20 protein-coding genes are annotated in these 25,925 nt (G+C 55.6%); 10 read left to right on the top strand and 10 right to left on the bottom strand.

Features of this window, described 5'->3' with window-relative positions:
* Window positions 1-73: 73 nt before the first annotated feature.
* A complete protein-coding gene (locus H6G13_RS15365) occupies window positions 74-1,258 on the bottom strand; it encodes a BMP family ABC transporter substrate-binding protein (protein WP_190484185.1) in 1,185 nt (394 codons plus the stop codon).
* Between the two features lie 337 nt (window positions 1,259-1,595).
* On the opposite strand from H6G13_RS15365, the gene ligA reads away from it, so the two are divergent.
* Window positions 1,596-3,725 (top strand): NAD-dependent DNA ligase LigA, encoded by a 2,130-nt coding sequence (gene ligA / locus H6G13_RS15360; protein WP_190484183.1) that lies wholly within the window; start codon window positions 1,596-1,598, stop codon window positions 3,723-3,725.
* A gap of 24 nt (window positions 3,726-3,749) precedes the next feature.
* Here ligA and H6G13_RS15355 read toward each other — a convergent pair whose 3' ends face one another.
* The 4 genes from H6G13_RS15355 to H6G13_RS15340 form a co-directional block, all read right to left on the bottom strand.
* Window positions 3,750-4,427 carry a Uma2 family endonuclease gene (locus H6G13_RS15355; RefSeq protein WP_190484181.1) on the bottom strand — a complete coding sequence of 226 codons (678 nt, stop codon included), beginning with the start codon at window positions 4,425-4,427 and terminating at the stop codon, window positions 3,750-3,752.
* A gap of 67 nt (window positions 4,428-4,494) precedes the next feature.
* Window positions 4,495-5,634, bottom strand: coding sequence for a CO2 hydration protein (locus H6G13_RS15350; RefSeq protein ID WP_190484180.1), 1,140 nt, complete (start codon window positions 5,632-5,634; stop codon window positions 4,495-4,497).
* Window positions 5,631-7,202 carry an NADH-quinone oxidoreductase subunit M gene (locus tag H6G13_RS15345; RefSeq protein ID WP_190484178.1) on the bottom strand — a complete coding sequence of 524 codons (1,572 nt, stop codon included), beginning with the start codon at window positions 7,200-7,202 and terminating at the stop codon, window positions 5,631-5,633. Before H6G13_RS15345 ends, H6G13_RS15350 begins: the two co-directional genes overlap by 4 nt.
* Before the next feature lie 16 nt (window positions 7,203-7,218).
* Entirely contained in the window at window positions 7,219-9,054 is a 1,836-nt protein-coding gene (locus H6G13_RS15340; protein WP_190484176.1) for an NAD(P)H-quinone oxidoreductase subunit F, read from the bottom strand.
* Between the two features lie 672 nt (window positions 9,055-9,726).
* Between H6G13_RS15340 and H6G13_RS15335 the strand changes: the two genes are divergently transcribed.
* The 6 genes from H6G13_RS15335 (at window position 9,727) to H6G13_RS15310 (ending at window position 14,658) form a co-directional block, all read left to right on the top strand.
* On the top strand, window positions 9,727-10,035 hold the full coding sequence (locus H6G13_RS15335; protein ID WP_190484174.1) for a carbon dioxide-concentrating mechanism protein CcmK: 309 nt from the start codon (window positions 9,727-9,729) through the stop codon (window positions 10,033-10,035).
* A 140-nt stretch (window positions 10,036-10,175) separates the two neighbouring features.
* Window positions 10,176-10,514 carry a carbon dioxide-concentrating mechanism protein CcmK gene (locus H6G13_RS15330; RefSeq protein ID WP_080806052.1) on the top strand — a complete coding sequence of 113 codons (339 nt, stop codon included), beginning with the start codon at window positions 10,176-10,178 and terminating at the stop codon, window positions 10,512-10,514.
* An 11-nt stretch (window positions 10,515-10,525) separates the two neighbouring features.
* Window positions 10,526-10,828: a EutN/CcmL family microcompartment protein gene (locus H6G13_RS15325; protein WP_190484172.1), complete on the top strand. Its 303-nt coding sequence runs from the start codon at window positions 10,526-10,528 to the stop codon at window positions 10,826-10,828.
* A gap of 231 nt (window positions 10,829-11,059) precedes the next feature.
* Window positions 11,060-13,111, top strand: coding sequence for a ribulose bisphosphate carboxylase small subunit (locus tag H6G13_RS15320; RefSeq protein WP_190484170.1), 2,052 nt, complete (start codon window positions 11,060-11,062; stop codon window positions 13,109-13,111).
* Window positions 13,112-13,126: 15 nt separating this feature from the next.
* Window positions 13,127-13,765, top strand: coding sequence for a carbon dioxide concentrating mechanism protein (locus tag H6G13_RS15315; RefSeq protein ID WP_190484169.1), 639 nt, complete (start codon window positions 13,127-13,129; stop codon window positions 13,763-13,765).
* Between the two features lie 38 nt (window positions 13,766-13,803).
* Window positions 13,804-14,658 (top strand): BMC domain-containing protein, encoded by an 855-nt coding sequence (locus H6G13_RS15310; protein WP_190484167.1) that lies wholly within the window; start codon window positions 13,804-13,806, stop codon window positions 14,656-14,658.
* Window positions 14,659-14,771: 113 nt separating this feature from the next.
* Here the strand turns inward: H6G13_RS15310 and opcA are convergent, their stop codons facing one another.
* From opcA to cysH, 5 genes are all read right to left on the bottom strand, one after another.
* Window positions 14,772-16,100 carry a glucose-6-phosphate dehydrogenase assembly protein OpcA gene (gene opcA / locus H6G13_RS15305; protein WP_190484165.1) on the bottom strand — a complete coding sequence of 443 codons (1,329 nt, stop codon included), beginning with the start codon at window positions 16,098-16,100 and terminating at the stop codon, window positions 14,772-14,774.
* A 149-nt stretch (window positions 16,101-16,249) separates the two neighbouring features.
* Window positions 16,250-17,779, bottom strand: a complete 1,530-nt coding sequence (gene zwf / locus H6G13_RS15300; protein ID WP_190484162.1) for a glucose-6-phosphate dehydrogenase — start codon at window positions 17,777-17,779, stop codon at window positions 16,250-16,252.
* 90 nt (window positions 17,780-17,869) lie between these two features.
* Window positions 17,870-18,931 carry a class 1 fructose-bisphosphatase gene (gene fbp, locus H6G13_RS15295; RefSeq protein WP_190484160.1) on the bottom strand — a complete coding sequence of 354 codons (1,062 nt, stop codon included), beginning with the start codon at window positions 18,929-18,931 and terminating at the stop codon, window positions 17,870-17,872.
* A 246-nt stretch (window positions 18,932-19,177) separates the two neighbouring features.
* The gene (gene mnmG / locus H6G13_RS15290; protein ID WP_190484157.1) at window positions 19,178-21,103 is read right to left on the bottom strand and encodes a tRNA uridine-5-carboxymethylaminomethyl(34) synthesis enzyme MnmG; all 1,926 of its coding nucleotides are present in this window, start codon (window positions 21,101-21,103) and stop codon (window positions 19,178-19,180) included.
* Between the two features lie 188 nt (window positions 21,104-21,291).
* A complete protein-coding gene (gene cysH, locus H6G13_RS15285) occupies window positions 21,292-22,023 on the bottom strand; it encodes a phosphoadenosine phosphosulfate reductase (RefSeq protein ID WP_190484155.1) in 732 nt (243 codons plus the stop codon).
* A 332-nt stretch (window positions 22,024-22,355) separates the two neighbouring features.
* On the opposite strand from cysH, the gene H6G13_RS15280 reads away from it, so the two are divergent.
* The 3 genes from H6G13_RS15280 (at window position 22,356) to H6G13_RS15270 (ending at window position 25,859) form a co-directional block, all read left to right on the top strand.
* The gene (locus tag H6G13_RS15280; RefSeq protein ID WP_190484369.1) at window positions 22,356-22,640 is read left to right on the top strand and encodes a glutaredoxin family protein; all 285 of its coding nucleotides are present in this window, start codon (window positions 22,356-22,358) and stop codon (window positions 22,638-22,640) included.
* A gap of 34 nt (window positions 22,641-22,674) precedes the next feature.
* Window positions 22,675-24,189: a UDP-N-acetylmuramoyl-L-alanyl-D-glutamate--2,6-diaminopimelate ligase gene (locus H6G13_RS15275; protein WP_190484152.1), complete on the top strand. Its 1,515-nt coding sequence runs from the start codon at window positions 22,675-22,677 to the stop codon at window positions 24,187-24,189.
* Window positions 24,190-24,383: 194 nt separating this feature from the next.
* Window positions 24,384-25,859 carry an ATP-binding protein gene (locus tag H6G13_RS15270; RefSeq protein ID WP_190484151.1) on the top strand — a complete coding sequence of 492 codons (1,476 nt, stop codon included), beginning with the start codon at window positions 24,384-24,386 and terminating at the stop codon, window positions 25,857-25,859.
* Window positions 25,860-25,925 lie beyond the last annotated feature (66 nt).

Below are 25,925 nucleotides of genomic sequence, written 5' to 3'. Positions count from 1 at the left end.
AATAAGGAAAACAGGCAAAAAGGAAGCCCCTGTCGAGACGAAGCCTAGCCCCACGCCGACAGGGACAGCCAGCTTAGCTACTGATAGACCCTCTCACGCCTTCAATTAGATAGTCCATCTTCTCTAGCTCAATGTCGGTCTGCTTATAGTCTTGACCAGCGGGCAATATTTCTTTGCCATCATTGCTCTTAAGCGGCCCAGCGTAGATGACCGGATCGCCACTCTTCAGTTCGGCTAAGGCAGCGTCTGCAGCGCTTCTAGCATCGGCGCTGACAGCCTCACCGTAGGGCGACATCTTACAGAAGTTTTCGGCCATACCGCCCCGCAGGACATTGTCAATGTCGCCATTCATCAGGGTCTTGCCTTCAGTGAACTGTTGACCTAGCTGGGTATAGATACTAGACCAGTCCCACTCAGCCCCAGTCAGATAGCCCTTGGGAGCTAGATTGCTCTGATTTGCGTGGTAGCCAGTGGAGAAAATACCTCGGCGCTCTGCCGTTTCGATCACGACTTTGGGGCTGTCGACGTGAGAGGTGACCACATCGATGCCTTGGTCGGCCATGCTGTTGGTCGCTTCGGCCTCTCTTACTGGCAGCGCCCAATCGCCGGTAAAGATCACCTGCGTAGTCGCTTCCGGGTTAACCGACTTGGCTCCCAGAGTATAGGCATTAATGTTGCGAAGCACCTGCGGGATAGGCTTAGCCGCCACAAAGCCGAGTCGGCCTGTCTTGCTGGTGCTGCCTGCGATGATACCAGCAATGTATTGCGCCTCGTCAATGTAGCCAAAGTAGCTACCGACGTTTTCGGGCATGCCGTCTTCATAGAGGCCGCCCGCATGGAAAAACTGCACGTCAGGAAACTCCTGGGCTAGCTCCAAAATGTAGGGATCGAAATAGCCAAAGGAAGTAGGGAAAAGCACCTTGGCCCCATCAATTTCGATCATGTTCCGCATGGTTTCAGCCACGGCGGTCGTTTCAGGAACGCTGGCCTCTTCCACAATTCGGATGCCGGGCACATTGGCAGCCATTGCCGCCGCTCCCTCAGCATGCGCCTGGTTGTAGCCGTAGTCATCCTTTGGGCCAACATAAATAAAGCCCACAACCAGGTCTTCGGCGCTACCGCCAGCAGTTCCAGCGCCGCCAGACTGGCTGGCACAACCAGTGTTCAGCTTGGCCGTCAGGCCAAAGGCCGTCGTTGCCAACAGTCCCCGAACGACCTGACGGCGGGACAAATGAAATGGCCTTTTCCGATTGCTCATGTTCAAACAGGCTCCTAATTTAAGGATGGATGATTGGGGAGGGAAGACAAGGCCCCTTGGGGCTAAAGACTGCGTTAGAGGAGCGAAGCAGAACGGCAGCTATCACCGTCAGATCTATAGCTCTCACTGCTGCTTACATTTTATGAATAGCTGACGATATCGCTCCCATAGGTAGATGACAACCTACTCTACTCGTCCTTCTAAGGATCTGGGAAAATTGCGCTGACATTTTGTATCAGAGTTAGCGGTTTTCAGGTTCTCGCTAAAATATCTCCACGACAAACAGCGTTACACTAACCTCTGAGCTACTTTACTCAACAGCCATCGGACAAAATTCATGGGGACTTCGACGGGCCAACCTTCCCGCCAAAGCTTAGAAACGCGGGTGCTGGAGTTGCGATCGCAGCTGCAAAAAGCCAGTTACGCCTACTATGCCCTCGACGATCCCATCCTGCCCGATGAGGTTTATGACCGGCTGTATCGGGAACTGCAGGATCTAGAGGCGGCCCACCCGGAACTGGTAGCCCCTGATAGCCCAACCCAGCGTGTTGGCGAAAAACCCGCGACCCAGTTCACCTCTGTCCGCCACAATATTCCCCTCTACAGCCTGGAAAATGCATTTGACCTGGCCGAATTTCAGGTCTGGGAAGACCGCTGGCGGCGACTAGAGCCCCAAGCCGGGGAAGTTGGCTACGTGGCGGAGCTAAAGATCGACGGCTCAGCCCTAGCCCTAACCTACGAAAACGGCCTGCTAGTGCGGGGCGCAACCCGAGGAGACGGAGTAGAAGGAGAAGACATCACTCAAAACGTGAAGACCATTCGCTCTATTCCCCTGCGGCTGGCCCTGGAAAATCCGCCTCCCGTCGTTGAGGTACGCGGAGAAGCCTTTCTCCCCCTCAATGTCTTCGAGCAGATCAATGAGGAACGTCAGGCCAAGGGAGAAGCCCGCTTCGCTAACCCCCGCAACGCCGCCGCAGGCACCCTGCGCCAGCTAGATTCTCGCAAGGTAGCGGAGCGTAAGCTAGATTTTTTTGCTTACACGCTGCAGGTGCCAGAGGGGAAAGAGGCAGGAGGACAAGGAGGCAAGGGGGCAGGAGGGCAGAAAGAGACTAAAGCTGTTCCTGAATCCCCCGCTTCCCCACTTCTCTGCCCCGCTGCATCTCAATGGCAGGCCCTTCAACAACTTCAAGAAATGGGCTTTAAGGTCAACCCCAACTGCACGCTGTGTGGATCTGCCCAGGAAGTAGGCGAGTTTTACGATCGTTGGGACACTGAGCGACTGCAGCTGCCCTACATGACTGATGGGGTGGTGGTCAAACTGAATGACTTTGACCTGCAGCGGCGGTTGGGCTTTACCCAAAAGTTTCCTCGCTGGGCTGTGGCCTTGAAATATCCGGCGGAGGAAGTGCCGACGGTGCTGGAGCAGGTCAGCTTTCAGGTGGGGCGCACTGGGGCAGTGACCCCGGTGGCCGAGCTACGCCCGGTGCAGGTGGCAGGCACGACGGTGGCGCGGGCGACGCTGCACAATGCTGACCGGATGACTGAACTGGATATCCATGCTGGCGACACGGTGATTATTCGTAAGGCCGGGGAGATCATTCCAGAGGTGGTGCGGGTGCTGACTGAGCTGAGGCCAGCCGAGGCAGCGCTGGCGCACATGCCTAGCCACTGCCCCGAGTGTAGCCAGCCCCTGGTAAAGCCAGAAGATGAGGCGGTCACCCGCTGCATTAACAGTTCTTGTCCGGCGATTGTGCAAGGGGCGATTATTCACTGGGCCAGCCGCAATGCCCTGGATATTGCTGGGCTAGGAGAGAAGTGGATCGTGCAGCTGGTCGAGCGGGGTCTGGTGCACTCGGTTGCCGATCTCTACGACCTGACGGTAGACACGCTGCTGCCATTAGAGCGCATGGGCCAGCAGCTAGCCCAGAAGCTAATAGATGCGATCGCAACCTCCAAATCTAAGCCCTGGTCCCGTGTGCTCTACGGCCTGGGCATTCGCCATGTCGGCAGCGTCAATGCCCAAACTTTGGCAGAGAATTTTTTGACGGTGGATGAGTTGGCGGCGGCTGAACCAGCTGCGATCGCAGCCGTATTCGGCATTGGCCCTGAGATCGCTCGCTCCGTGTATACCTGGTTTCAGCTGCCCGCCAACCAAACGCTAATCAAACGGCTCCAGGCTGAGGGGCTACAGCTAGCAGCAGATGCAGATGCGATCGCCCAACGCCAATCGGCTCCCCGCCCCTTAGCCGGAAAAACCTTTGTGCTAACCGGCACCCTGCCAACCCTCTCACGCAATGAAGCCCAGGCCTTGATTGAGCAGGCGGGCGGCAAAGTGACGGGTTCAGTCAGCAAGAAAACAAGCTATGTTGTGGCCGGAGAAGAGGCGGGCTCTAAGCTCACTAAAGCCCAAACTCTGGGCATTTCTATCTTGTCCGAAGCTGACCTACTCGCCCTATTAGAGTCTTAAGCGCTGCTGTAAGAATTTCCTAGGCTAATTCTCCAAAATATCGCCGTACTGCTGACGGTATCGGGCTAGCTCTGCTTCTAGCGCTGCGATTCGCTTTCGTTCTGCTTCTAGTTGAGCGGTTGACTCCGCTAGGGCTGTGGCCATTTCATCAGGGATGAGGAGCTTTTCGCCAGTATCGAGGCGGTAAAAGCTGATGAGTTCTCCTTCTACCGCCAAGCGAAGTTTTAGAGGCTGGCTGATTTGGTCAGCAATGGGGAGGTACTCATTGCCCTGGAGCCGGTAGCCCCTAAGCTGCTCCGGGATCCACTCCCCCTTGGGATCAAACAGCCAATATTCCTCGACATCGAGCTGTTGATACAGCGTTTTTTTAAAGGATTGGTCTTGCTCTTGGGTAGCTTTAGAAGTCATCTCAAAGATGACGGCTGGGGTTTTGCCTTCCTCCCAGATTTTGTAGTTGTCACGGCCTCCGGGCTGTACGTCGAAGATTACCATGACGTCGGGAGCTACCCTCAGCTTAGGAAAACCCTGAGCATAGTAGAGAAACTGATTGCTGAGAACGGTAGCCTGTTGACCTGTGAGATACCGCCGCAACACCTCTAGGGTTATCAGCATGGCATAGAGATGGCCAAAGGTTTCTGCCACAGGTTCACCGTCGGTAGACGGATAAGTTTGAATAGTGAACTGGGGAGATACAGCCGTCATGGTCGTTGCTCCTGGGCATACCTTCAGTTTAAAGAATCAGCCAGCCCACGTAGAACTGCTGAACGGCCTACCCCAGCTGAACGACAGCCAGGCGGGAGGTCATAAATCGATTCATCCAGCTGAGCAGGTAGTCGCGGTTCGCCTGCTGCTCAGCGGCATTTTGCGTGTCTGCCGGGTGGGGCATGAGCCCTAGAATCGCGGCTGTGGTCACACAAAACATTGACTTTTGAAAGCTCTGGCAAATCTGCACCCGAATATCATCTTCACCCCGCAGGCTCTGGCGGTAGAAGTCGTGCAGATACTCTGGCAAAAAGTGCCGCATGTCCTGCATTAACAAGGTCGGTGGAATGCCCGCCCCGCCAATGGGCACTGGATCAGCGTAGAGCGCTCCGTACTCAAAGCGGTTCTGTTCCTCGGGAATTTGCCCTGCCTGAGCATTGTAGGAAACCGTTCCCAGAAAAGGGGTGCCCCGGAAGAAAACGGCTTCTACGTAGGGTACGGCGGTATCCATCAGGAAGGTCAAGCCAGCTGACTCAGGCAACAGGTCATAAACCTGGCCATCAATCGTCACCGAATAGGTAATGGGGTTGGCGGCAGCTGCAACTAGCCCAGCCTTAACATGGTTTACTACGTCGGGAATGGTACGAACTTCGCCCCGGTCATAGCGATCGGACAGTTCTATAAACATATCGCTCATCACCCGCCAAAACTGGCCCAAAGCGCTGGTATAGGCCAGCATTCGCACCTGCTCAGGTAGGAAATCGGGGCACAGCTTGTGTAGCAGCCGAATCGGCGGGTTGTGCTTGGTCTTGGCCTGCACAGCAGCCTCGCAGCGCTGGGCAAAGTCAGGCGAGTCAAGATAGTTGTCAAGGCCACCGCCGCCGTGCCATAGCATTGTCCGCATACAGTATTCGGCGTACTCGTAATTGATGCGATCATGCCACCAGAACTTCAGCAGCTTTTGCAGGGTCACTTCGCCGTTGAAGTACTTAAAAAAGGGAAAGAGCACCAGAAACTGGTGGTCGGCCATGTAACAGAGGTTGATTGAGTAGGCATCTAGCACGACCCCGTAGCTCTTAAGAATACCGACGACCTCAAGCACGTTGGTTTCGGTGTCGGGTAGCAGGGCATCTCCCTGAAGTAGCCGCTTTACAAACGACTCCAGCGGGTGAATGTCGGCATCGACCGAGGCAGGGTGGGTGATCATGGCTGGCAGACCTCATCAGCGATATCAGAGCAGGAAACCGAAATGGGCAGTTGGGAAACCTGTGGGTGCGACAGTTGGGCCACTGCGCTGTAGGGCTGGTGCAGGGCCAGCGTGGTGTTTTCGCTCCAGCGAGTCATCCAGCTTGGCTGCAAGCCCAGGGCCAAAATTATCAGAGCCAGCACCACCGCTGGGAATCGGTCGGACCAGGCCACCGGCGGCAGGTTGACATCGAGTTGGGTCGTCGCAGTGGGAGGTGCGATCGCAAGCCGCCCAAAAAAGGACCGGTTCACCAGCAGCAGGAAGTAAACCGACGTCAGACCCGAGCCGAGCATACACAGCAAAGTCTGCGTGCTAAAGGCCGTAAAGCTACCCCGAAACACCAGAAACTCGGAAATAAAACCCACCATGCCTGGAATACCAGCACTGGCCATCACGCCCAAAATCATCAGTGAGCCAATGATCGGCAGCCCTCGCTCTGGGTTGAGCAGCCCCCGCAGCACGGTCAGATCCCGCGTGCCCGTTTTTTTGTAAACCACGCCCACCAGCAAAAATAGCAGAGCTGAAATCAGACCGTGGCTGATCATCTGCAGCACAGACCCCAAAATGCTCAAAGGCGTGGCCGCCGCCGCCGCTAGCAGCACGTAGCCCATGTGACCAACAGAGCTGTAGGCCACCATCTTCTTCATATCAGTCTGAGAAATGGCCGCCAGCGAACCGTAGAGCACACTGACCACAGCCCAAGAAGCCAACCACGGCGCGATGCTAAACCACGCCTCCGGGAACAGACCAAAGCCAAAGCGCAATAGGCCATAGGTGCCCAGCTTTAGGAGCACCCCAGCCAGCAGAACCGAAACCGGCGTCGAAGCCTCAACGTGGGCATCGGGCAGCCAGGTATGAAAGGGAAATAGCGGCACCTTAATGCCAAACCCAATCAGAATCGTCACCAGCAGTACAGTCTGCTCGGTCAGGGTGAGGGTTTGGGCCATGCTGGGGTCAAAGTCAAAGCTGTTGCTGCCAGAAAGCCAGGTCAGCCCCAAAAAGGCCCCCAAAATCAAAATGCCGGAGAGCGCAGTGTAGATCAAAAACTTAGTGGCAGCGTAGCCCCGTCGCGCCCCACCCCAAATGGCAATCAGCAGATAAAGCGGAATCAGCTCTAGCTCGTAGAAGAGGAAAAACAGCAGCAAATTCTCTGACAGAAAAGCCCCGGCTACAGCCCCATTGATCAGCAGCATGAGCGAGAAATACAGCCGGGGCCGATGAATGGTAGTAGAAGTCGCATAGATAGCGACCAGACTGAGCAGGCTGTTGATGATTAGCAGCGGCAGAGAAAGCCCGTCCATGCCCAGCTTGTAGGTCAGGCCCAGAGGCTCAACCCAAGCCAGCACCTCTTCAAACTGCATGCCCGAACTGTGGATATCAAATCGGCTGGCCAGCAGCACTACCCAAATCAGGCTAAAGGCCAAGATTGCCATAGCAGCCCTCCGCGCCTGGGCAGCTTTAAGCTCTCCGGGCCAAAGAATAATTGCAATGGCCCCAACAATTGGAATCAGAAGCAGAGCACTGAGCATAGATACGACTACTCACCTACCAAAGTGACCAGGTCATGAAAATTCCCAACAGGCTCACGCCCGTAATGATCGTCAGGAGATAGAGCTGAGACTGCCCGGAAATGCTGTATTTCAAGCTCTCGCCGCTAAGCAGAGAAACCAGCCCCACAGCGTTGACTAGGCCATCTACGACATAGCGATCAAACCAGTTGCTAAAGCGAGCCATCGAGCCGACCAGCAGCACGACCGTCACCCGATAGAGCGATTCTGTATAGAAGTCGTAGGCTAGGAGGTCCTGCAAAATGCGAACAGGCCGGTTGAGCGAACGAATGAGCGATTTGGAAAGCGGCACCCAAATGCCTAAACCCATCCCCACGAGGCCAGAGACGACTAACAGAGCAGTCGCGGGGGGGTTGATGTAGCGCCAAGGGGGCAGCAGCGACATCTGCTGCATCACCAAAGGCAACAGCAGGGTCGTAATCGAGAGGACGACCATCGGCACCGCCATCTGCCAAGCCACCTCAGGCGCACGCCGCGTTTTAGCCTGGGCCGGCCCTAGAAAGACCAGGCGAAACACCCGCATCAGGTTGAGGGCCGTTAGCCCGTTAACCAGCAAAAATACGGCAACCAGCAGCGGGTGATCTCCCCAGAGAAAGTCTAAGCCCAGCCGCATAGCCCAGAAACAGCCCAGCGGCAGCACGCCTACCATGCCCAAGGCACCCGCTACAAAGGCTAGGGTTGTAGCCGGCATCTTGCGGGCTAGGCCGCCAAGTTCGGTCAGGTTCTGGCCGCTAGCCGTCAGGATGATAGAGCCAACGGACATAAAGAGCAGGGCTTTTGCGATCGCATGGGTAAACAGCAGCATCAGCGCCACCCCAGGCCACTCGGTGCCTACAGCAATAAAGACCAGACCCAAATAAGCGCTAGTTGTATAAGAGAGTGTCCGCTTTAGGTCGATTTGAGCAATGGCAACTAGAGAGGCCCCTACTGCCGTCACAGCCCCAATTACTACCAATGCCTGTAGGGCAACTGGCGACAGCACCACTACCGGCTGCAGCCGAATCAAGACGTAAGCCCCACACATCACCACCACAGAGTTCCGCAAAATCGAGGCCGGGCTGGGACCTTCCATGGCTTCATCCAGCCACAGGTGCAGGGGAAACTGAGCGCATTTGCCGGTAGGCCCTGCAATCAGAGCCAGCCCCAGCAGCGTTGCGGTCATTGGGGCCAAATCAGCAGTTTTCACCCACTCATAGAGGTCATTGAAGTTGAGGCTGCCAGCAAAAGCAGACAGGGCAATCAGCCCCATCAGCAGCAGCACATCACCAATGCGCTTGGTTAAAAATGCATCTCGTGCTGCCGTCACTACCAGCGGTTGGGCGTACCAAAAGCCCACAAAAAGATAGGTAGAGAGGGTCAAAATCTCCAGCAATGAGTAGGACAAAAACAAAGAGCCGCTCAGCACAATTCCGCTCATGGCTCCTTCAAAAAAGCCCATCAGCGAGAAGAAGCGGGCCAGTGCCCAGTCTTTCTCCATATAGCCCAGAGCAAAAACCTGGGCCAACAGGCTCAAGCCAGCGATCAGCTCCAGCGCCCCCATGTTGACCACGGAAAGATCTAGGGCAAACGTTAGCTTCAGATCGGCTGCCTCAAACCAGGTAAAGATCAGCTCCTGTGACCCCTGGTTCCAAATGCCACGAAAGATGGCCATACCGTGAGCAAAGGCCACCAAAGTCATGAAAATGTTGAGGTATGCTGCCGGACGAGGGCCAGTGCGCCGTACCCAGCCAGTTGACCAGGGCAGCGATGCGATCGCGCCAATCAACCCATAGACCGGCAGTAGCCAACTCGTCTCGATCAAAAACTGAGCCATTTCCAGGACCCTTGACGACAAGACAGAACATTTCTCTGCCTACTAAAGGCGATTAATATGACTAGCTAGAGCTTTCGGGCTGCCCTATGAAAGGCACTGCCAGCTATCCAACCGTTAAGATTTCCAGGTACGCCAATTCAGCTCACCTCAGTCCTGGGACAACGTAGGTTGAACAGCCAGGGTAGAGGGACTTTAGGGGTACTCAGTCATCGTCACAGTCAATCAAGATTACCAAAAAATTTAATACTCATTTTCATCCTACCTGATCCGCTGCACCCTCTGAAACAGCTCGATCAGGCTACTTTCAAGAAGCACCAAAGAAGCACCATTTTGTTCCGAGCACATCCTTTCGGCGGTAGACACTAAAGCCCAAGTGAGTGCCTACTTAAGTGAATCCAAAGATTTATAGCGATTCACCAAACAAATCGACATTAGTTTTAATAATGCTAAATATTAGCAACAATCATTACGGCTTATATTGCAAAAGGGACCCTTCAACACCTATGCTTGACTTACGATAGGAGTTTTCCAGGCTTTTTCTTTGAACTTTATTGATAGCAGAAGTCCGTCTCGTTAAATCCCGAGATGCCTATTTTTGCGCCTCAAAAGCGCTAAATTGCTGTCAGTAATCGGTTCATCAATTAGGTCTGCTTGATTGAGGAGATTACGACGATGCCCATTGCTGTTGGAATGATTGAGACCCTGGGTTTCCCTGCCGTTGTAGAAGCTGCTGATGCCATGGTTAAAGCAGCTCGTGTAACCTTAGTTGGTTATGAGAAGATCGGCAGTGGTCGGGTCACTGTGATTGTCCGTGGAGACGTGTCTGAAGTCCAGGCCTCGGTTGCTGCAGGCGTTGAATCTGCCAAGCGGGTGAATGGAGGCGAGGTACTCTCTACTCACATCATTGCTCGCCCCCATGAAAACCTGGAATTTGTTCTGCCCATTCGCTATACCGAGGCGGTTGAACAGTTTCGATCCTAGGTTTCAAGGCTCAACTGAAGGGGTCAGCCGCTTTTAAATCGGTAGATATTGCTCAGTTGTACGCTAAATTGCTTGCAGGCGGCTCGTCTATATCAGTCCGTCATCACTCGCTTCACTAATAGTAAAGAGGAATTTTTCAAATGGCGATCGCAGTTGGAATGGTTGAGACCCTAGGTTTCCCCGCTGTCGTGGAAGCTGCAGACGCAATGGTAAAAGCCGCTCGGGTGACCCTGGTAGGCTACGAAAAAATCGGTAGCGGTCGCGTCACCGTAATTGTTCGCGGCGATGTATCCGAAGTTCAGGCTTCCGTTGCTGCAGGCATCGAGAACGTTAAGCGGGTGAATGGAGGACAGGTGCTGTCTACCCACATCATTGCTCGTCCCCACGAAAACCTAGAGTTTGTACTGCCCATCCGGTACACCGAAGCTGTTGAACAATTCCGGGAGAGCGTAAGCGGCATCCGCCCCTACGGTCGTTAGGGAGAAGCTAAATGCTCTTGGCGAAGGTTCGCGGCACCGTGGTTAGCACCGTCAAAGAACCGAGCCTGAGAGGTGTGAAACTTTTACTAGTTCAGCTGATCAGCGAAACTGGCGAACTCCTGCCAGATTATGAGGTAGCAGCTGATGTTGTGGGGGCAGGCTCAGGAGAGTGGGTTCTCATTAGCCGGGGCAGTGGTTCTCGGCAGCATGAAGGGTACACCGACCGACCTGTGGATGCCACTGTGGTAGCCATTGTCGATACGGTGTCCTTAGATAGCGGCAACCTTTACAACAAGCGGGAAGACTTTAGTTAGGCAGTTCTGCTAGCGCAGCGCTCCTCGTCAATTCGAACTAGTCAAAACCGCCACGCTTCTTTCTAGACAACGGTGTTGGCCCTACCTGTGGACGTGCCTCTGTGCGTCCACAGATAAGCGGGCATTTCCAGTTCATTGGTCTGGTCGCCGTTCTTGAGCTAGAGCTACTTAACTTGTCGGCCCTCTCTGTGAGAGCAGTGGGTCATTCTAATTTGTTGGAGGATTTGGTTGATGGTCGCCCGCCCAGTTGCGGCTCCCCCGACCCCCCGTTTTTCGGATCTAGCTGAGCCTCAGATTCATCCTTCTGCATACCTTCATCCCTTGGCCCAAGTCGTTGGGTCAGTTCGGGTTGAGGCCAACGTGTTGATTGCGCCCGGTGCATCGGTTCGAGCCGATGGGGGTGCTCCCTTTTTTATTGGAGAGGGGGCAGCCATTCAAGACGGGGCCGTCATTCACGGATTAGGCCAGGGGCGAGTGCTGGGAGACGATCAGGCTGTCTACTCGGTCTGGATTGGCGCAGGAGCCTCGGTTACCCACAAGGCCCTCATTCACGGCCCTGCTTATGTTGGCGAGGGCTGCTTTGTCGGTTTTCGCTCTACTCTTTTTAATGCCCGACTTGGTAAAGGCTGTGTCGTCATGATGCATGCCTTAGTCCAGGATGTAGAGGTGCCGCCCGGGAAGTTGGTGCCGTCGGGCATGGTGGTGACTCACCAGGATCAGGCAGACCAATTGCCGGATGTGCAGCCTGCTGATCTAGAACTGGCCCAGGAAATTATGGGCATGCATGAGAGCCGCCGCTTTACCCACCCAGAGGTGGCCGCCACAGAATTTAATCGGCCTACTTCGGCCCAGCCGTGGGCCACCCGCCAGTCCCCCCCTGTCGGCAAAGTTTCACCCAGCCAGGCTCCTGTCAGGCAGTCAAATGAACGCGATGGATTGAATACAATGCAAAGTCAACGCTTAACCCCTGAAATTGTTCAGCAAGTTCGGCAATATCTGAATCAGGGCTACCAGATCGGGATCGAGCATGCAGATATGCGCCGCTACCGCAGCGGTGTTTGGCAAACCTGCCCGCCCATCCAGTCCAACCGCGAAGCCGATGTCTTGGCGGCTTTGGATGCGTGTTTGGCTGAGCATGGTGGCGAGTACGTGCGGATGTTTGGCGTTGATCCGGTGGCTAAGCGTCGGATTGCGCCCGTCACGATTCAGCATGCTGACGGTAAGCCCTTTCACATTGGCACTACAGCCGTCGCGCCTACTACGGTTGCAGGAGCTACCAGCAGCCGAAATGGGCATGCAGCTCCCAGTGGTTATGCGAGCGCCAATGGTCTCAACCCTCAGCTGGTGCAGCAGGTCCGGCAGCTTTTGGGGCAGGGCTACAAGATCGGAACTGAGCACACCGATCCTCGCCGCTACCGCAGCGGTGTTTGGCAAACCTGCTCGCCCATTCAGTCTAATCGCGAACCTGATGTACTCTCGGCCCTACAAGCCTGCCTGAATGAGCATGTTGGGGAATATGTTCGCATGTTTGGAATTGATCCAAAGGCGAAGAATCGGGTAGCTCCGGTGACCATTCAGCGGCCTGACGACAAAGCGCCTCAGGGCGGCAGCCAGGGAGGCACTCCCTCAGGCGGGACCAAAACTCAAGCCTCTTCAGGGACTACTGCTACAGAAGCCACGCAGATAGTGCGCCAGCTGGTAAGCCAGGGCTATCGGGTCGGAATTGAGTATGCCGATACCCGCCACTTCCGCAGCGGGGTTTGGCAGAGCTGCTCACCGATTCAGGCCGGCCGTGAGTCGGAAGCCGTGTCGGCCCTGCAAAAATGTCTAGCCGAACATCCTGAGGACTACGTGCGAATTTTCGGCATCGATCCGAAGAACAAGAACCGCCTAGCTCCGGTAACGATCCAGCGCCCTGGGGCTCGGCCCGCCGCTGTTGCCAGCCAGCCGTCATATACTCCCTCCTCTGGGCCGGCTAAACAGCCGGTCAATGCCCGAAGCAATGGTTCTTCTGGCAGCAAGAGCCTATCTTCTGACCTGACGCAGCAAGTTCAACAGCTGATTAACCAGGGCTACAAGATTAGCCTGGAGTTTGCTGATGTGCGCCGCTATCGCAGCGGGGCCTGGCAGACGGCAGCCCCTGTACAGGGTCGTCAGGCGGGCGATGTGCTGGCGGCAGTGGAAGCGCAGCTGCGAGAGCACAGCGGTAACTACGTGCGTCTGGTGGGCATTGATCCGCAGGCGAAGCGACGGGTCCTTGAGACCACCATTCAGCGCCCCTAGCTTGAAACTCGGTTAATGCTTTTGATGACCCCGGATGCCAATTTGCAACCTGCCTATTACGTCTATGGAGACGTGGAAATTGCTGGGGAGGTTGCGATCGCACCCGGGGCCATTTTGACAGCAGAGCCGGGCAGCCGCCTGGTCATTGCCCAAGGAGCCTGCCTAGGAGCCGAAGTGGTGATCCATGTTCGCCAGGGCGATTTGATTATCGAGCCAGAGGCTAACCTAGGCAGCGGCGTTTTGATTGTGGGCTGGGGACGGATCGGAGCACAGGCCTGCATTGGGTCAGGCAGTACGCTGATCAACCCTCAGCTGTCGCCCCGATCTGTGGTGGCTCCCCGGTCGCTGGTCGGCGATTACAGCCGTTCTTCGTCAGCCTCACCAGAACCAACAGAATCGCCAGAATCGCCTGATGAGGTCAGTTTAGACGCAGCGGCGACTGGGGCAGAGGCTTTAGAGGCACAAGCTACGATTGAAAATAATGGTCACAGCAATGGCCACGGTAACAGCCACAGCAACGGGCACAATAACGGCCAGAATTCAGGCGGCGCGGGCCTTTCCTACGTCTATGGCCGGGAGCAGGTACAGCTGCTGCTCAATACACTGTTTCCTCACCGTCAGGCTTTAGACACTTCCTCGCCGAGAAGCGAATAGAATGAAAGTGCGGACCTGATCCAGGAGAGGCTCGACCTATGCAATCTGATTTTAAATTGGCCTTGACTAAACAGGCTGCAGCCAAGCAAGAGCTCAAGCTGGCTTCACCGCCTAACCTGGATCGGGGACATCGACTGGCCAAGCTGCAAGGGGCCGCTCTAGGCCTAGTTTCGACCGAGAGCTTTCCGGCCGTAGTCGGCACCGCCGATGCCATGCTCAAGTCGGCAGATGTCTTTTTAGTGGGCTACGAAAAAACGGGCGGCGGTCAGTGTACAGCTGTGGTGCGGGGTGGCGTGGCTGATGTTCGCATGGCCGTTGCTGTGGGAGTTGAAACCGCTGCAAAATTTGGCGAATACGTCTCTTCAACCGTGATTCCCCGACCGCTACCCAACCTGGAAGCAGTGCTGCCAATCTGCGCCAAGCTAGATGAACTAACTAAGGTGGGCCGAGGCCGCAGCAGCAATCAGGCCATTGGTCTACTCGAAACTCGCGGCTTTCCGGCAATGGTAGGTGCTGCCGATGCTATGACCAAGTCGGCTGAGGTAACTCTGGTAGCCCACGAAACCATTGGCGATGGCCTCTGTACGATCATTATTCGGGGATCGCTGCCCAATGTTGCGATCGCAATCGAAGCCGGTATCCACGAAGCCGAGCGCATTGGAGAGCTGCATGCGGTCATGGTCATTCCCCGGCCCCTGGATGAGCTAGAACAGTCTCTACCTCAAATGGCTGAAGAACTTGAGCCTGAGCAGCCCATCCGCCTGCCGCTCAACCTGGAAGACAAGGAGAAGGAACTGGTGGCCCTGCCAGAACCTACGGCCGAACCCATGGTCCAGGAAATCCAGCTGCCCGAACTGGAGAAACTGCCTCTACAGCAGCCCGAAGACAGCTAATTTACCACTATCCAAAAAAATACCTGTAGAGACGCAGCTAACGCATCTCTACAGGCCCAAAGATTAATTTCAGATAACGGCAGAACGTCCTTCAAACGTCCTTCAACAGAGCTCTACAGCAGGTGAAGAATCTGTGTAGTGGCAGCTAGGCTCTCTTCGTAGAGTACATCTTCACCCCAGCGCTGGAGCTGCTGGCCCAGCATAAAGTCAGCCTTTTGATCAGAGAGTGCGGTTACCTGCTCCACCTGGCAAGATTGAGCGCCGCCGCCTGCCTCCATCCGCATGCAGCCTGTGGTTTCAGAGCAAAGAATGGTGCAGCAGTTGGCGTCGGGGTTGGTGGAGGTCACGCGCAGCCCAGTTAGGTCACCTACGATTTCGCCCCAGTCAGCCACCGGAATAGCTGCTAGCTCAGCTTCAATCTCCCGCCCACTCGGGTTCGTGAACATGATTTTGCGAATGTCGTAGTCGCCGCCCTCTTTTACATAGGATTTGGGCTGCCATTCCAAACGGCCGGCCAGCCAACCTAGGTACATAAAGGCTTGAGCCGCGTTGCCCTGTTCATAGTCAATGCTGACCTGATCGACGTCATTGAGAGATTCGCGCCGCTCAGGAGGGTCAAAGGCGGCGGCGGTTAGCTCTTGCCAGGGAGCCAGGCGGTGCCAGTTCAAATCGGCGATAAAGGTACCGTCCTCCACCAGATCCTGCATTTTGCGCAGTTCTGATTCGGCGTCGCTAAAGAAGCTGGAGTCTACGATGATGCAGTTTGAGGAGCGGGCTAGCTTCTGAAACAGAGCCTGTTCCGGATTGGGTGTGGCTCTCCACCAAACAAACTTGGGCAGATCTCCAATGACTAGCGAAGACACCAGCTCGGCCACCCGATCTAGGGCCGCCTTGGTACCCCGCAGAGTGATGTACTCACAGCAGATTAGGTTGCTGGCATTACGCTTCTGCACTGGGCAGTAGGCCGAGACTTGAGCAGTCACGCCGGTATCTTCCCCGAGGATGGGGCTGAGGGTGATAACGCGGCAGGGGTTTTGGGCTGCGATCGCATCATTTAGCGTAAAGCCCCGAATGTCCATGTTGGTAAACTGCCGCTGCTCTGGGGGCAACTTGGCATATTCTTCCCGCAGGCGCTCTAGGGTTCGGGGGCCAACTCGTCCGGTAACCCGCAGATCGTATTTGATTTGGGCCTGCCGAATGGCATCTCGGGTTTGAGAACCATGCATACCATCGATAGCCCCTGAGTAGAGCCCTAAGGCTGCTAGGAGTTGCTGAATTTCCTCCGGCTCATAGACCACCAGACTGAAGGTGCTAGCCCGGGTAGCCACCGGAGCGGTACTACCGGTGTCCTGGTTCCGCCAAATATTGCGAAGCTCAGCTTCAATTTCATCAAGGGAAATGTCCTTCGGTTTTTGGAGCGCAACGATGGGAGTAGTCGTCATAGGGATCCAGGGAGGTGATGAACAGAAGGCAGAGTGCGATCTAGCGTGATGGGGCTTAAGGACCTGCTTATATCTATGCTATCGAACGGGTCAAGAATTGACTTTTACCGAAGCTTTACTCTAGAAAGACAACCAGGGTAAAGCCTGTATTAGAACCGCCGCCAGCGACGACCCTCTTTGTTGAGCAGCAGCTCAGCCTCGACTGGGCCCCAGGTACCGGCTTCATAGAGCGCGATCGCATCTGGTGCGGCCGGAGCATCCCAAGCTTCTAGCAATGGGGTCATAATGCGCCACGAGGCCTCTACTTCGTCGGCCCGTGTAAAGAGAGTTTGGTCCCCCAACATACAGTCCACCACTAGTCGCCCATAAGCTTCTGTGCTGGGCAGACCAAAAGCGGCATCGTAGCGAAAGTCCATGTCTACCGACCGGGTTCGTAGGGAGTTGCCGGGGGTCTTAACTTCAAAGCGCATGGAGATACCCTCATCCGGCTGAATCCGTAGGGCCAGCACATTGTGGTTCATCTGACGGGCTGCCGACTGAAACATCAGGTGAGGCACTTCTTTGAAGTGAATAGAAATCTCCGTCAGCTTTTTAGGCATTCGCTTGCCGGTTCGCAGGTAAAAGGGCACGCCCTTCCAGCGCCAGTTGTCCACCACCAGTTCAATAGCGGCAAAGGTATTGACCGTAGATTCAGGGCTAGCCCCCTCTTCCTCCCGATATGCGGGAACGGGGCGGCCCTTCATCCAGCCTCCAGAATACTGACCGCGCACCGCGCTCAGGCTGAGTTCTTCAGCATTAGCCAGGCGGGTTGCCTGAATCACCTTTACCTTCTCATTACGAATGCTGTCAGCATCCAGGCTGTTAGGCGGCTCCATGGCCGTCAGGCAAAAGAGCTGCATTAGGTGATTTTGCACCATGTCGCGCAGAGCTCCGGCGGTTTCGTAATACCCGGCCCGGCCTTCTAGGCCCACCGTTTCGGCCACCGTAATCTGCACGTGATCGACAAACTGACGGTTCCACAGCGGTTCAAAGATGGCGTTGGCAAAACGAAACACCATTAGGTTTTGAACTGTTTCTTTGCCCAAATAGTGGTCAATGCGGTAAATCTGCTCTTCCTTGCAGACCTGCCGCACCACTCGGTTGAGATACTGGGCCGTCGCCAAATCCTTACCAAAAGGCTTTTCAATGACCAGCCGCTGCTTTTCTGGGTCAGCCAGCATACCGGCTGCCCCTAGCTGCTGGGCGGCCTCGCCAAAAAATCGGGGCGCGACCGACAGGTAAAATACCCGGTTGCCGCGAGTGCCCCGCAGCTGATCTATTTCGGCCAAGAAATCTCTCAGCTTTTCGTAGCTCTCGGGCTTGTCGATGTCGCCAGGGCAGTAAAAGACACCCTTGGCAAAGTCTTCCCACACCGCTTCAAACCCAATGCCGCCACCAAATTCCTCAACCCCCTCCTTCAGGTGCTCCCGAAAGAAGTCGTGGCTCCACTCTCGGCGGGCTACGCCGACAATGGTGAGTTCGGGCGGCAGCCGTCGCTCCCGCCGCATCTGGTACAGGGCAGGTACAATCTTACGCTGGGTCAAGTCGCCTGAGGCTCCGAAGATCACCAAAATTTGAGGCTCAGGGATGCGGTCTTGTTGGAGACCAACGCGAAGGGGATTTTCGAGAAGTGCAACCATGGGGGTTTTGAAGGTAAGGGGTTGGGAAAGAAGACGCGGGTAGAGGAGATAGAGGAGCGAGGGGGCAGAGGAGCGGAGGCGAAGTAGGGGTTAGGAGGTGCGGGTGAGGTATTCTTTTTCGCGCAGGCGTTCTTGGATAAAGGACTCGACCAACTTAACGTCTTCGGTGCTGCCGATGACAAGGGGGGTACGCTGGTGGATCTCCTTAGGAACAACGTCTAGGATAGGCTGGGTGCCGGTGCTGGCGCTGCCTCCAGCCTGTTCCATCAGAAAAGCCAGGGGAGCAGTTTCGTAGAGTAGCCGCAGTTTGCCGTCGGGCTTTTTGGTAGTGCCAGGGTAGAGAAAGACACCGCCCTGAAGCAAAATGCGGTGAAAGTCTCCAACCAAAGCCCCACTGTAGCGAGCAGAATAACCTTCATGGCGATGAACGTAGCGGATGAAGTCGCGAATGGACTCGTCCCACTGCCAAAAGTTGCCCTCGTTGACGCTGTAGTTGGAGCCGTGTTCAGGCACCCGAATGTTTTCTGAGGCCAAGATAAACTCGCCCAGGCTATCGTCTAGGGTAAAAGCGTGAACGCCTCGTCCGATGGAGTAGACCAGCACAGTGCTGGGGCCATAGAGAATGTAGCCAGCGGCTAGCTGCCCTCGGCCATGCTGGAGCAAATCTGCGCCGGTCTGATCCAGGTCGTCTCCCTCCTGCCGCCGAATGGAAAAGATAGAGCCAACATTCAGGTTGATATCGACGTTGGAAGACCCGTCGATGGGGTCATAGAGCAGGGTGTAGCGACCAATGGGGCAGTTCTCTGGAATGTAGTAAGGATTCTCCATCTCTTCTGAAGCTAGGCGACAGACCAGCCCGCTCTGCTTAAACACGGAGATAAAGACATCGTTGGCAAAGACGTCCATCTTTTTGACCGCTTCGCCCTGAACGTTGGTTTCCCCTGTAAAGCCCAATGCCGCTTCGAGCAAACCAGCGTTGGTGAGACGGCGAGCAATCAGCTTACCGGCCAGGGCAATACGGTTCATCAGGGCACTGAGGTCCTGAGCTTCGGGGCCAAAGCTTTGAAGCTGCTGCAAAACGTGTCGCGACAGCGTGGTGCAGTCGCGGTCTAGCGCATGGGCGGCTTCGGAAGGGTGGTACGCTCCATCCATAAGATTTTTTCGCTCCGGTACTGCGATCGCAATGCGTCTGCACTGCTAGCCCTATGTTAGAGAGGCTTTCCACAAAGAGGAAGCAACCTTTAGAGACACTTTAGAAGTCAGCAGCAAAAAACCCCGGCTCCGAGCCGAGGTTTTACCTTTTGCCAGGGTTCCACTGAGGGTTTTTCAGGGATTTCCCAGAGCTAAGCCTTCGTTAGAGTCTTGTCAAAGCTAGGAAGATTAGCAGGCTAGAGCTGCTTACCCACCAATCAACGCGGCCTCTTCCGCCGTCCGTCGCGCCTGAATTTCTAGATGAACCAGCAGCGCATTAACATCAGCAGGGTTAACCCCGCCAATGCGGGCGGCTTGCCCCACAGTCAAGGGCTTGGCTTGAATCAGCTTCTCCCGCGCTTCCTTCGAGAGGGTATCGATAGACATATAGTCTAGATCTGGAGACAGCTTACGATTGGCATTTCTGCTGATTTGCTCGATCTGAGCCTGCTGCCGGTGAATGTAGCCGGAATACTTGATATCAATTTCGGCTCCTTCTTTCTCTTCGCGCAGCAGATCGATATTGCCCAACCCATAACGATCCAGGGCTGCATAGTGAAAGCCTGGACGACGCAGCAGGTCAGCCAGCGTGATCGATCCTTTGATGCGCTGCTCAGTATCGGCAGTAATTTGCTGGCCCAATGCATCGTGCTCTTTGACACGAGTTTCATAGAGCCGTTCTTTCTCGGCAGCAATATTGGCGTATTTGCGTTGATACAGCTCCCAGCGGCGATCGTCGATCAGGCCTAGCTCTCGGCCCAGCGGTGTTAGCCGCTGGTCGGCGTTGTCTGAGCGCAGCAGCAGCCGATACTCAGAGCGAGAGGTGAGCATCCGGTAGGGTTCGCGTAGGTCTTTGGTGCAGAGGTCGTCTAGGAGCGTACCAATATAGCTGTGCTCACGGGGAAAGACCTTCATCTCCTGCCCACCGACAAACTGGGCCGCGTTGATGCCTGCCACCAAACCCTGAGCGGCAGCTTCTTCGTAGCCAGTCGTGCCGTTGATCTGGCCAGCGCAAAACAGCCCCTCTACCTGCTTGGTCATCAGGGTGGGGTAGCACTGGGTCGCTGGCAGGTAGTCGTACTCTACGGCATAAGCAGGGCGCAGCAGAGCGCAGTGCTCTAGACCTGGCAAGCTCCGCAGCATCGCTAGCTGCAGCTTCTCCGGCAGCCCAGTGGAAAAGCCCTGTACATAGATCTCAGGAATGTCGCGCCCCTCTGGCTCTAGAAAAATCTGGTGGCTTTCCTTATCGGCAAAGCGGACAATCTTGTCTTCAATGCTGGGGCAATAGCGGGGGCCTTTGGCATCGACCCAGCCACCATAGACCGGCGACAAGTGCAGATTCTCCCGAATGATCCGGTGCGTTTCAGCCGTAGTGCGGGTGAGGTGGCAGGGCATCTGCTCTCGCTCCACCCAGACCTCGGGGTCAAAACTAAACCAGCGCACGTCTTCATCGCCCGGCTGGGGTTCCAACACATCGAAGTTAATGGAGCGCCGATCAACCCGAGCAGGCGTACCTGTTTTCAAGCGCCCCGTTTCGAACCCTAGCTGATTTAGCGTGTCGGTTAGGCCGGTTGCCGCAAACTCACCAGCTCTGCCAGCGGCCATCGACTTATTGCCCACCCAAATGATGCCGCCCAAAAAAGTGCCCGTCGTCAAAATCACGGCCTTGCACTTAAAAGCAACACCGAAGTAGGTTTCTACACCGACGACTTCGTCATTGTGGCCTAGCACCAGATCCGTTACCATGCCCTCGCGAATCGCCAGATTTTCCTGGTTCTCCACCAGAGCCTTCATCAGCGTGGCGTATTCACGCTTGTCAGTCTGAGCCCGCAAAGCCCAAACGGCTGGACCCCGAGAATTGTTGAGAATGCGCTTTTGCAGGTAGGTGCGATCGGCCATCTTGCCAATCTCGCCCCCCAAGGCATCAACCTCGTGAGTGAGCTGAGACTTGGCCGGTCCTCCCACGGCAGGGTTGCAGGGCTGCCAAGCAATTTTGTCCAGGTTGAGGGTAAGCAGCAGGGTGCGGCAGCCCAAACGGGCCGCTGCCAAAGCCGCCTCACAGCCAGAGTGTCCGGCTCCAACGACGACCACATCAAATTCATCTAGAAAGTCAACAGCACCAACCGCAACCATGAACCTACCCGTACTGTCGGATTCCCCTCAATTCTAGCCGTTTCAGCCCCAGTAATCGGCCAACCCTCATGCGATCGTTAAGGCTGACCCACCTATGGAAAAACAATAAAACCAGTCAGCATTCCCGCGTCTCCCTGTCCCCGTGTCTGTCTGCTCCCGCGCCTACAGCCAACCCTAGAAACAGAGATTCAAAGATGAATACCGCACTCAGTCTTGACGCTGCCGCGCCAGCGCCCAGCTCGTTCATGCTCTCCAACTGCAACTGGAGTAGTCAGCGGCTCATCACCGATGCTGGTGTAGCCCTGGTCATGCAGCGGGTTGTAAATCACCTGATGCTGGTAGGTGTAGTTCCAGAGGTCTTTGCGGCTCCAGTTAGCTAGAGGGTTGACCTTGATCCGGCCTTCTTTGTCTCGCTCAAAAATGGGCATGGCCTGACGAGCCTCAGACTGATCCCGCCGCCGCCCGGTAATCCAGGCGCGAACGCCCAGATCGCTTAAGGCCCGCTGCAACGGCTCTACCTTGGTCAGGTAATGAAACTGATTAACGTCATGCTGCCAGAGCTGATCGCCATAGCGAGCGGCAAAGGCAGTGCGGCTGTCAACGCCTGCTGCACGGTAGACATGTAGATCGAGGTTATAAAAAGCTTTGGCCCGTTCCACAGTTTGCAGCGTTTCTGGGAAATGGTGCAGGGTATCGAGAAAAATGACGGGCACAGGGGGGTTGGGCTGCACTTCCCGGTAGAGCATGTGGGTCACTACCAGCAGGCTGAAGGCGCTGGTCTGAACTAACCCTTGAGGAATGTTTTCGGCGCACCAGGACAAAATTTCCTGGGGAGAGGCAGCGTCAAACTGCTGATTTAAGGGGGCCAAGTCGAAATCTAGAGAGGGTGTTCCGACAGGGGACGCAGTGCACTGAGCCATAGCAATGTTGTACCTGTTCTGCTGTTTACGGGAAAAACCCGACTTTCACCTTTATACACCCAATGTTACTCCAGATACACACGTATTCCGGTCGGGATATGTGTGTATGGGTTTGCTGAGGCTTACACAGTTCCTCTGGCACTCTCAGGCTAGGGAGGCTTTAATGGGTTGTCGAGAGATTTTAGCTGGGTCAAAAAGTTGAGATTGGCAAAGCCGATCTTGTAACGGGGGATTGACTGGTCATGGGCGCAGCCGTCAGCGAGAATACAGACAGCTTTGGGGAAGCCTGCACAGGCTCTAAAAAGCGTAGTTTGGTTTATTGGCAACGACCTATGCAGCTTGTTCTCTACAGCAAACCCGGTTGTCATCTGTGTGAAGGTCTACAAGAGAAGCTCACAGCCCTAGCGCACCTGCCGTTTAATTTAGAAATTCGTGACATCACAACACGGGAAGACTGGTTTGGAGCTTATCAGTACGAAATTCCGGTGCTGTGCCAGGTGGTAGAAACGGCGGGCGGCAGGCAGGAAAAACCCTTACCTCGCCTATCTCCGCGAGCATCTTTGGCGCAAGTGGAGCGTTTGATACAGACCTGCCTCTACCCTAGTGAGGCAGAATGATATCCAATTTCAGTGATTGTGAGGATTTGCTGACATGAACCTGCGTGAACTGTTGGCTTGCTTGCCTGAAAGGCTGATCGCTCTAGAGTCTCTTCCAGACCACGCCGCACTAGAGGCTGAGGTCAAAGGGCTGTGTACCAACTCCCATGCCTGCCAGGCTGGCGATGTGTTTATTGGCATGCCAGGCACGCGAGTTGATGGCGGAGAATTTTGGCCTAGTGCGATCGCAGCGGGTGCGATCGCAGCCCTAGTGTCTCCCTCGGCCCTCGAAAATCGCCCTGCAGATGAGTTCGCTGAGGCCTGCGTCATTCCCCTAGCCGATATGGTCGTAGCCTGTGCTGAGTTGGCGGCAGCGTTTTATGGTTACCCCGCACGACAGCTGCAGCTAGTAGGTGTCACCGGCACCAACGGCAAAACCACCACCACCCACCTAATTGAATACCTGCTGCAGGCAGGACAAACCCCCACGGCACTGCTAGGCACGCTCTACAGCCGCTGGCCTGGGCACCAAAGAACGGCGCTGCACACCACGCCCTTTGCCCTCGAACTGCAGGCCGATCTGGCGGCAGCGCAAGAGGCTGGGGCAGCGGTGGCGGTGATGGAGGTCAGCTCTCACGCACTGGCCCAGCAGCGGGTCTGGGGCTGCCTCTTTAAGGTGGCTGTCTTCACCAACCTGACCCAAGATCACCTCGACTTTCACCCGGATCTAGAGAGTTACTTCAGAGCCAAAGCCCTACTGTTTAGCGAGCATTACCTGCGGGGACGGGCTTTGGTAAACCAAAAAGATTCCTACGGGCAAAGGCTCATTGAGCAGCTCGGCCCAGAACAGGTCTGGAGCTACAGCACTGATACCGCTGCCGATCTCTATACCAGCGACCTGCAATACCAGGCCACTGGCGTCAGCGGCCAGATCCACACGCCTTTAGGCACTGCCGCCTTTACCTCACCGCTGGTGGGGCAGTTTAACCTAGAGAACCTGCTGGCGGCCGTAGGGGCGGCGCTGCAGCTGGGCGTTGCGCTGGAGACGATCGTGGCGGTTCTGCCCCAGTTCCCTGGCGTGCCCGGACGGATGGAGCGGGTGCAGGTCCGCGAAGATCAGGACATCAGCGTGATTGTTGACTACGCTCACACTCCCGACAGTGTGAAAAGCTCTCTGGCAGCCGCTCGTCCCTTTATTGAGGGCCGTTTGATCTGCGTGTTTGGCTGCGGTGGCGATCGCGATCGCACCAAACGTCCCCAGATGGGCCGCATCGCCTATGAGCTAGCCGACGTAGTGGTAGTCACCTCTGATAACCCCCGTACCGAAGACCCTGAGCAAATCTTGCAAGACATTTTGGCGGGCATTCCGGCTGAACTGGATGAGCAGTCGGTGATTTGCGATCGCGCCGCCGCTATCCGCAGCGCCATCCTGCAAGCCCAGCCTGGTGACGGCATTTTGATTGCAGGCAAGGGGCATGAGGACTATCAAATCCTAGGCACCGAAAAAATTCATTTTGACGATCGCGAACAGGCCCGTGAGGCGCTAATGCTGCGGTACTCCAATTTATGAACTCGCGCAACAATTTCGGCCCAAATTTTCGGTCTTACCAGATACTCTGAAACAAACCCATCGGCGGTTTTAGCATCTTTGGTCGTATTTGTCGTGATTTGGTCGGGGCAGATCTAATGCCTTTGCTATCCGACTCAAACAGACCATGATGAAAAGTAGCAAAACACACCTGGCCCCCGGTCTCCGGAAGCACCATGCAGTCCTACCGCTATGAAGCAGATTCACTGCGACGCATTATTCAAGGCAGCTCCGCTAACCCAGACGTCATTCAAATCAAGCCCAAGGGATTTAAAGCCATTCTGCAGTTAACCGCCGATTTCCTGGAAACTTACCAGGTGAGCGGCACCGTGCTGGCGAAATTTCCTAAAGGCGCGCTCTGGCAGGAAGATATTCAGCGGTACTACCAAGCAATGGACGGGCGCAGCCGTCTCTACAGCTTTAGCCGCACCTCAGAAGCAGCCGTTCCCTACGGAACGGCGCTTTTGCCGCTAGATGGACCGCAGATCTGGCGAGGCGAGTATTTTCTGATCATCCTGTCTCAGACTTTTTGTGGGCTGCTGGTCGTGCATCGTCTGCAGTCTGCGTCTGCAGTTCATGCCAGCCCTACCGAAGACAATCTAGAGCGATCAGACCCAGCTTTAGATCTGCCAGAAGGCAGCTTTCCCAACAACTCGCTCTATCTAGAAGTCTGCTGCTCGGTCAACCCTGAGCTGATCGATGCCCTGACCACATCTGTTCGAGCTGTAGTGGAGCGATCCGCGCAGCAGCACCCCGACAATACGGCTATACAGGACTTGTTAGAACACTGGGAGCAGTACTGCCCACCGTCCACCGAAGGCCCTACCGGAACAGCTCTGCTAGATCGTTGGTTAGGCTGGCAGCTAAGGCAGCAGGAACACCTGCGCCAGTCCATTGCAGCCTATCGCAAGCAGGCTCTAGCGGCCTCCAACCTGTCTTCTCAAAACGAAGTGCTGCTGAATACGCTGCGGCTCAAGGATGACTTTCTCAACACGATCGGGCAGGAGCTGCGAACGCCGCTCTCTACCATTAAGACAGCCTTGACGCTGCTCAATTCCCCCAGCTTAAAAGCGCCCCAGCGACAGCGGTACATGGACATGATTACTCAGGAGTGCGATCGCCAAAGTTCCCTAATCAGCGGGGTACTAGACCTGCTGCAAATGGAAACCAGCCTAGAACACGTGCGGCCCCAGGCTCTGCGGCTGGCCGACACCGTACCGCCTATCGTCAGCACCTACCAACCCCTAGCCGAGGAGCGAGGCATCCTGCTGGCTTACACCATTTCCAATGATTTACCGGCGGTCGCCTGCCCAGAAGCCTGGCTGCGTCAAATCATGATTCATCTACTGAATAACAGCATCAAGTTTACCCAAGCGGGCGGGCGAGTTTGGGTCACGGCCTGCCAGCAGGAAGAGTTTGCCGAACTGGAGATTCGCGATACGGGCGTCGGTATTGCGGCTTCAGAACTGCCTAATTTGTTTGAGCATTTCTACCGAGGGCGCAATATCCCTCCCGGCGTACCCGAGGGAGCCGGGTTGGGGCTCTCGATTGTGCAGCAGCTTTTGTCCTACTGCGGTGGCTCCATTCTGGTTCAAAGCCAGCCCGGCAACGGCAGTAGCTTCCGAGTGCGTCTACCGCTGCACCAGAGCTAATTTCTAAAGACGATTGGTAGAGACACAGTTAATCGCGTCTCTACCCGAAGCAGGTAGCCCTAGCGG

Origin of the sequence: Pseudanabaena sp. FACHB-2040, from assembly GCF_014696715.1 — a bacterium.
GTDB lineage: Bacteria > Cyanobacteriota > Cyanobacteriia > Phormidesmidales > Phormidesmidaceae > JACVSF01.
Note: the sequence above shows the minus strand (reverse complement) of the source record. Positions and strands in the feature narration are given on the sequence as shown.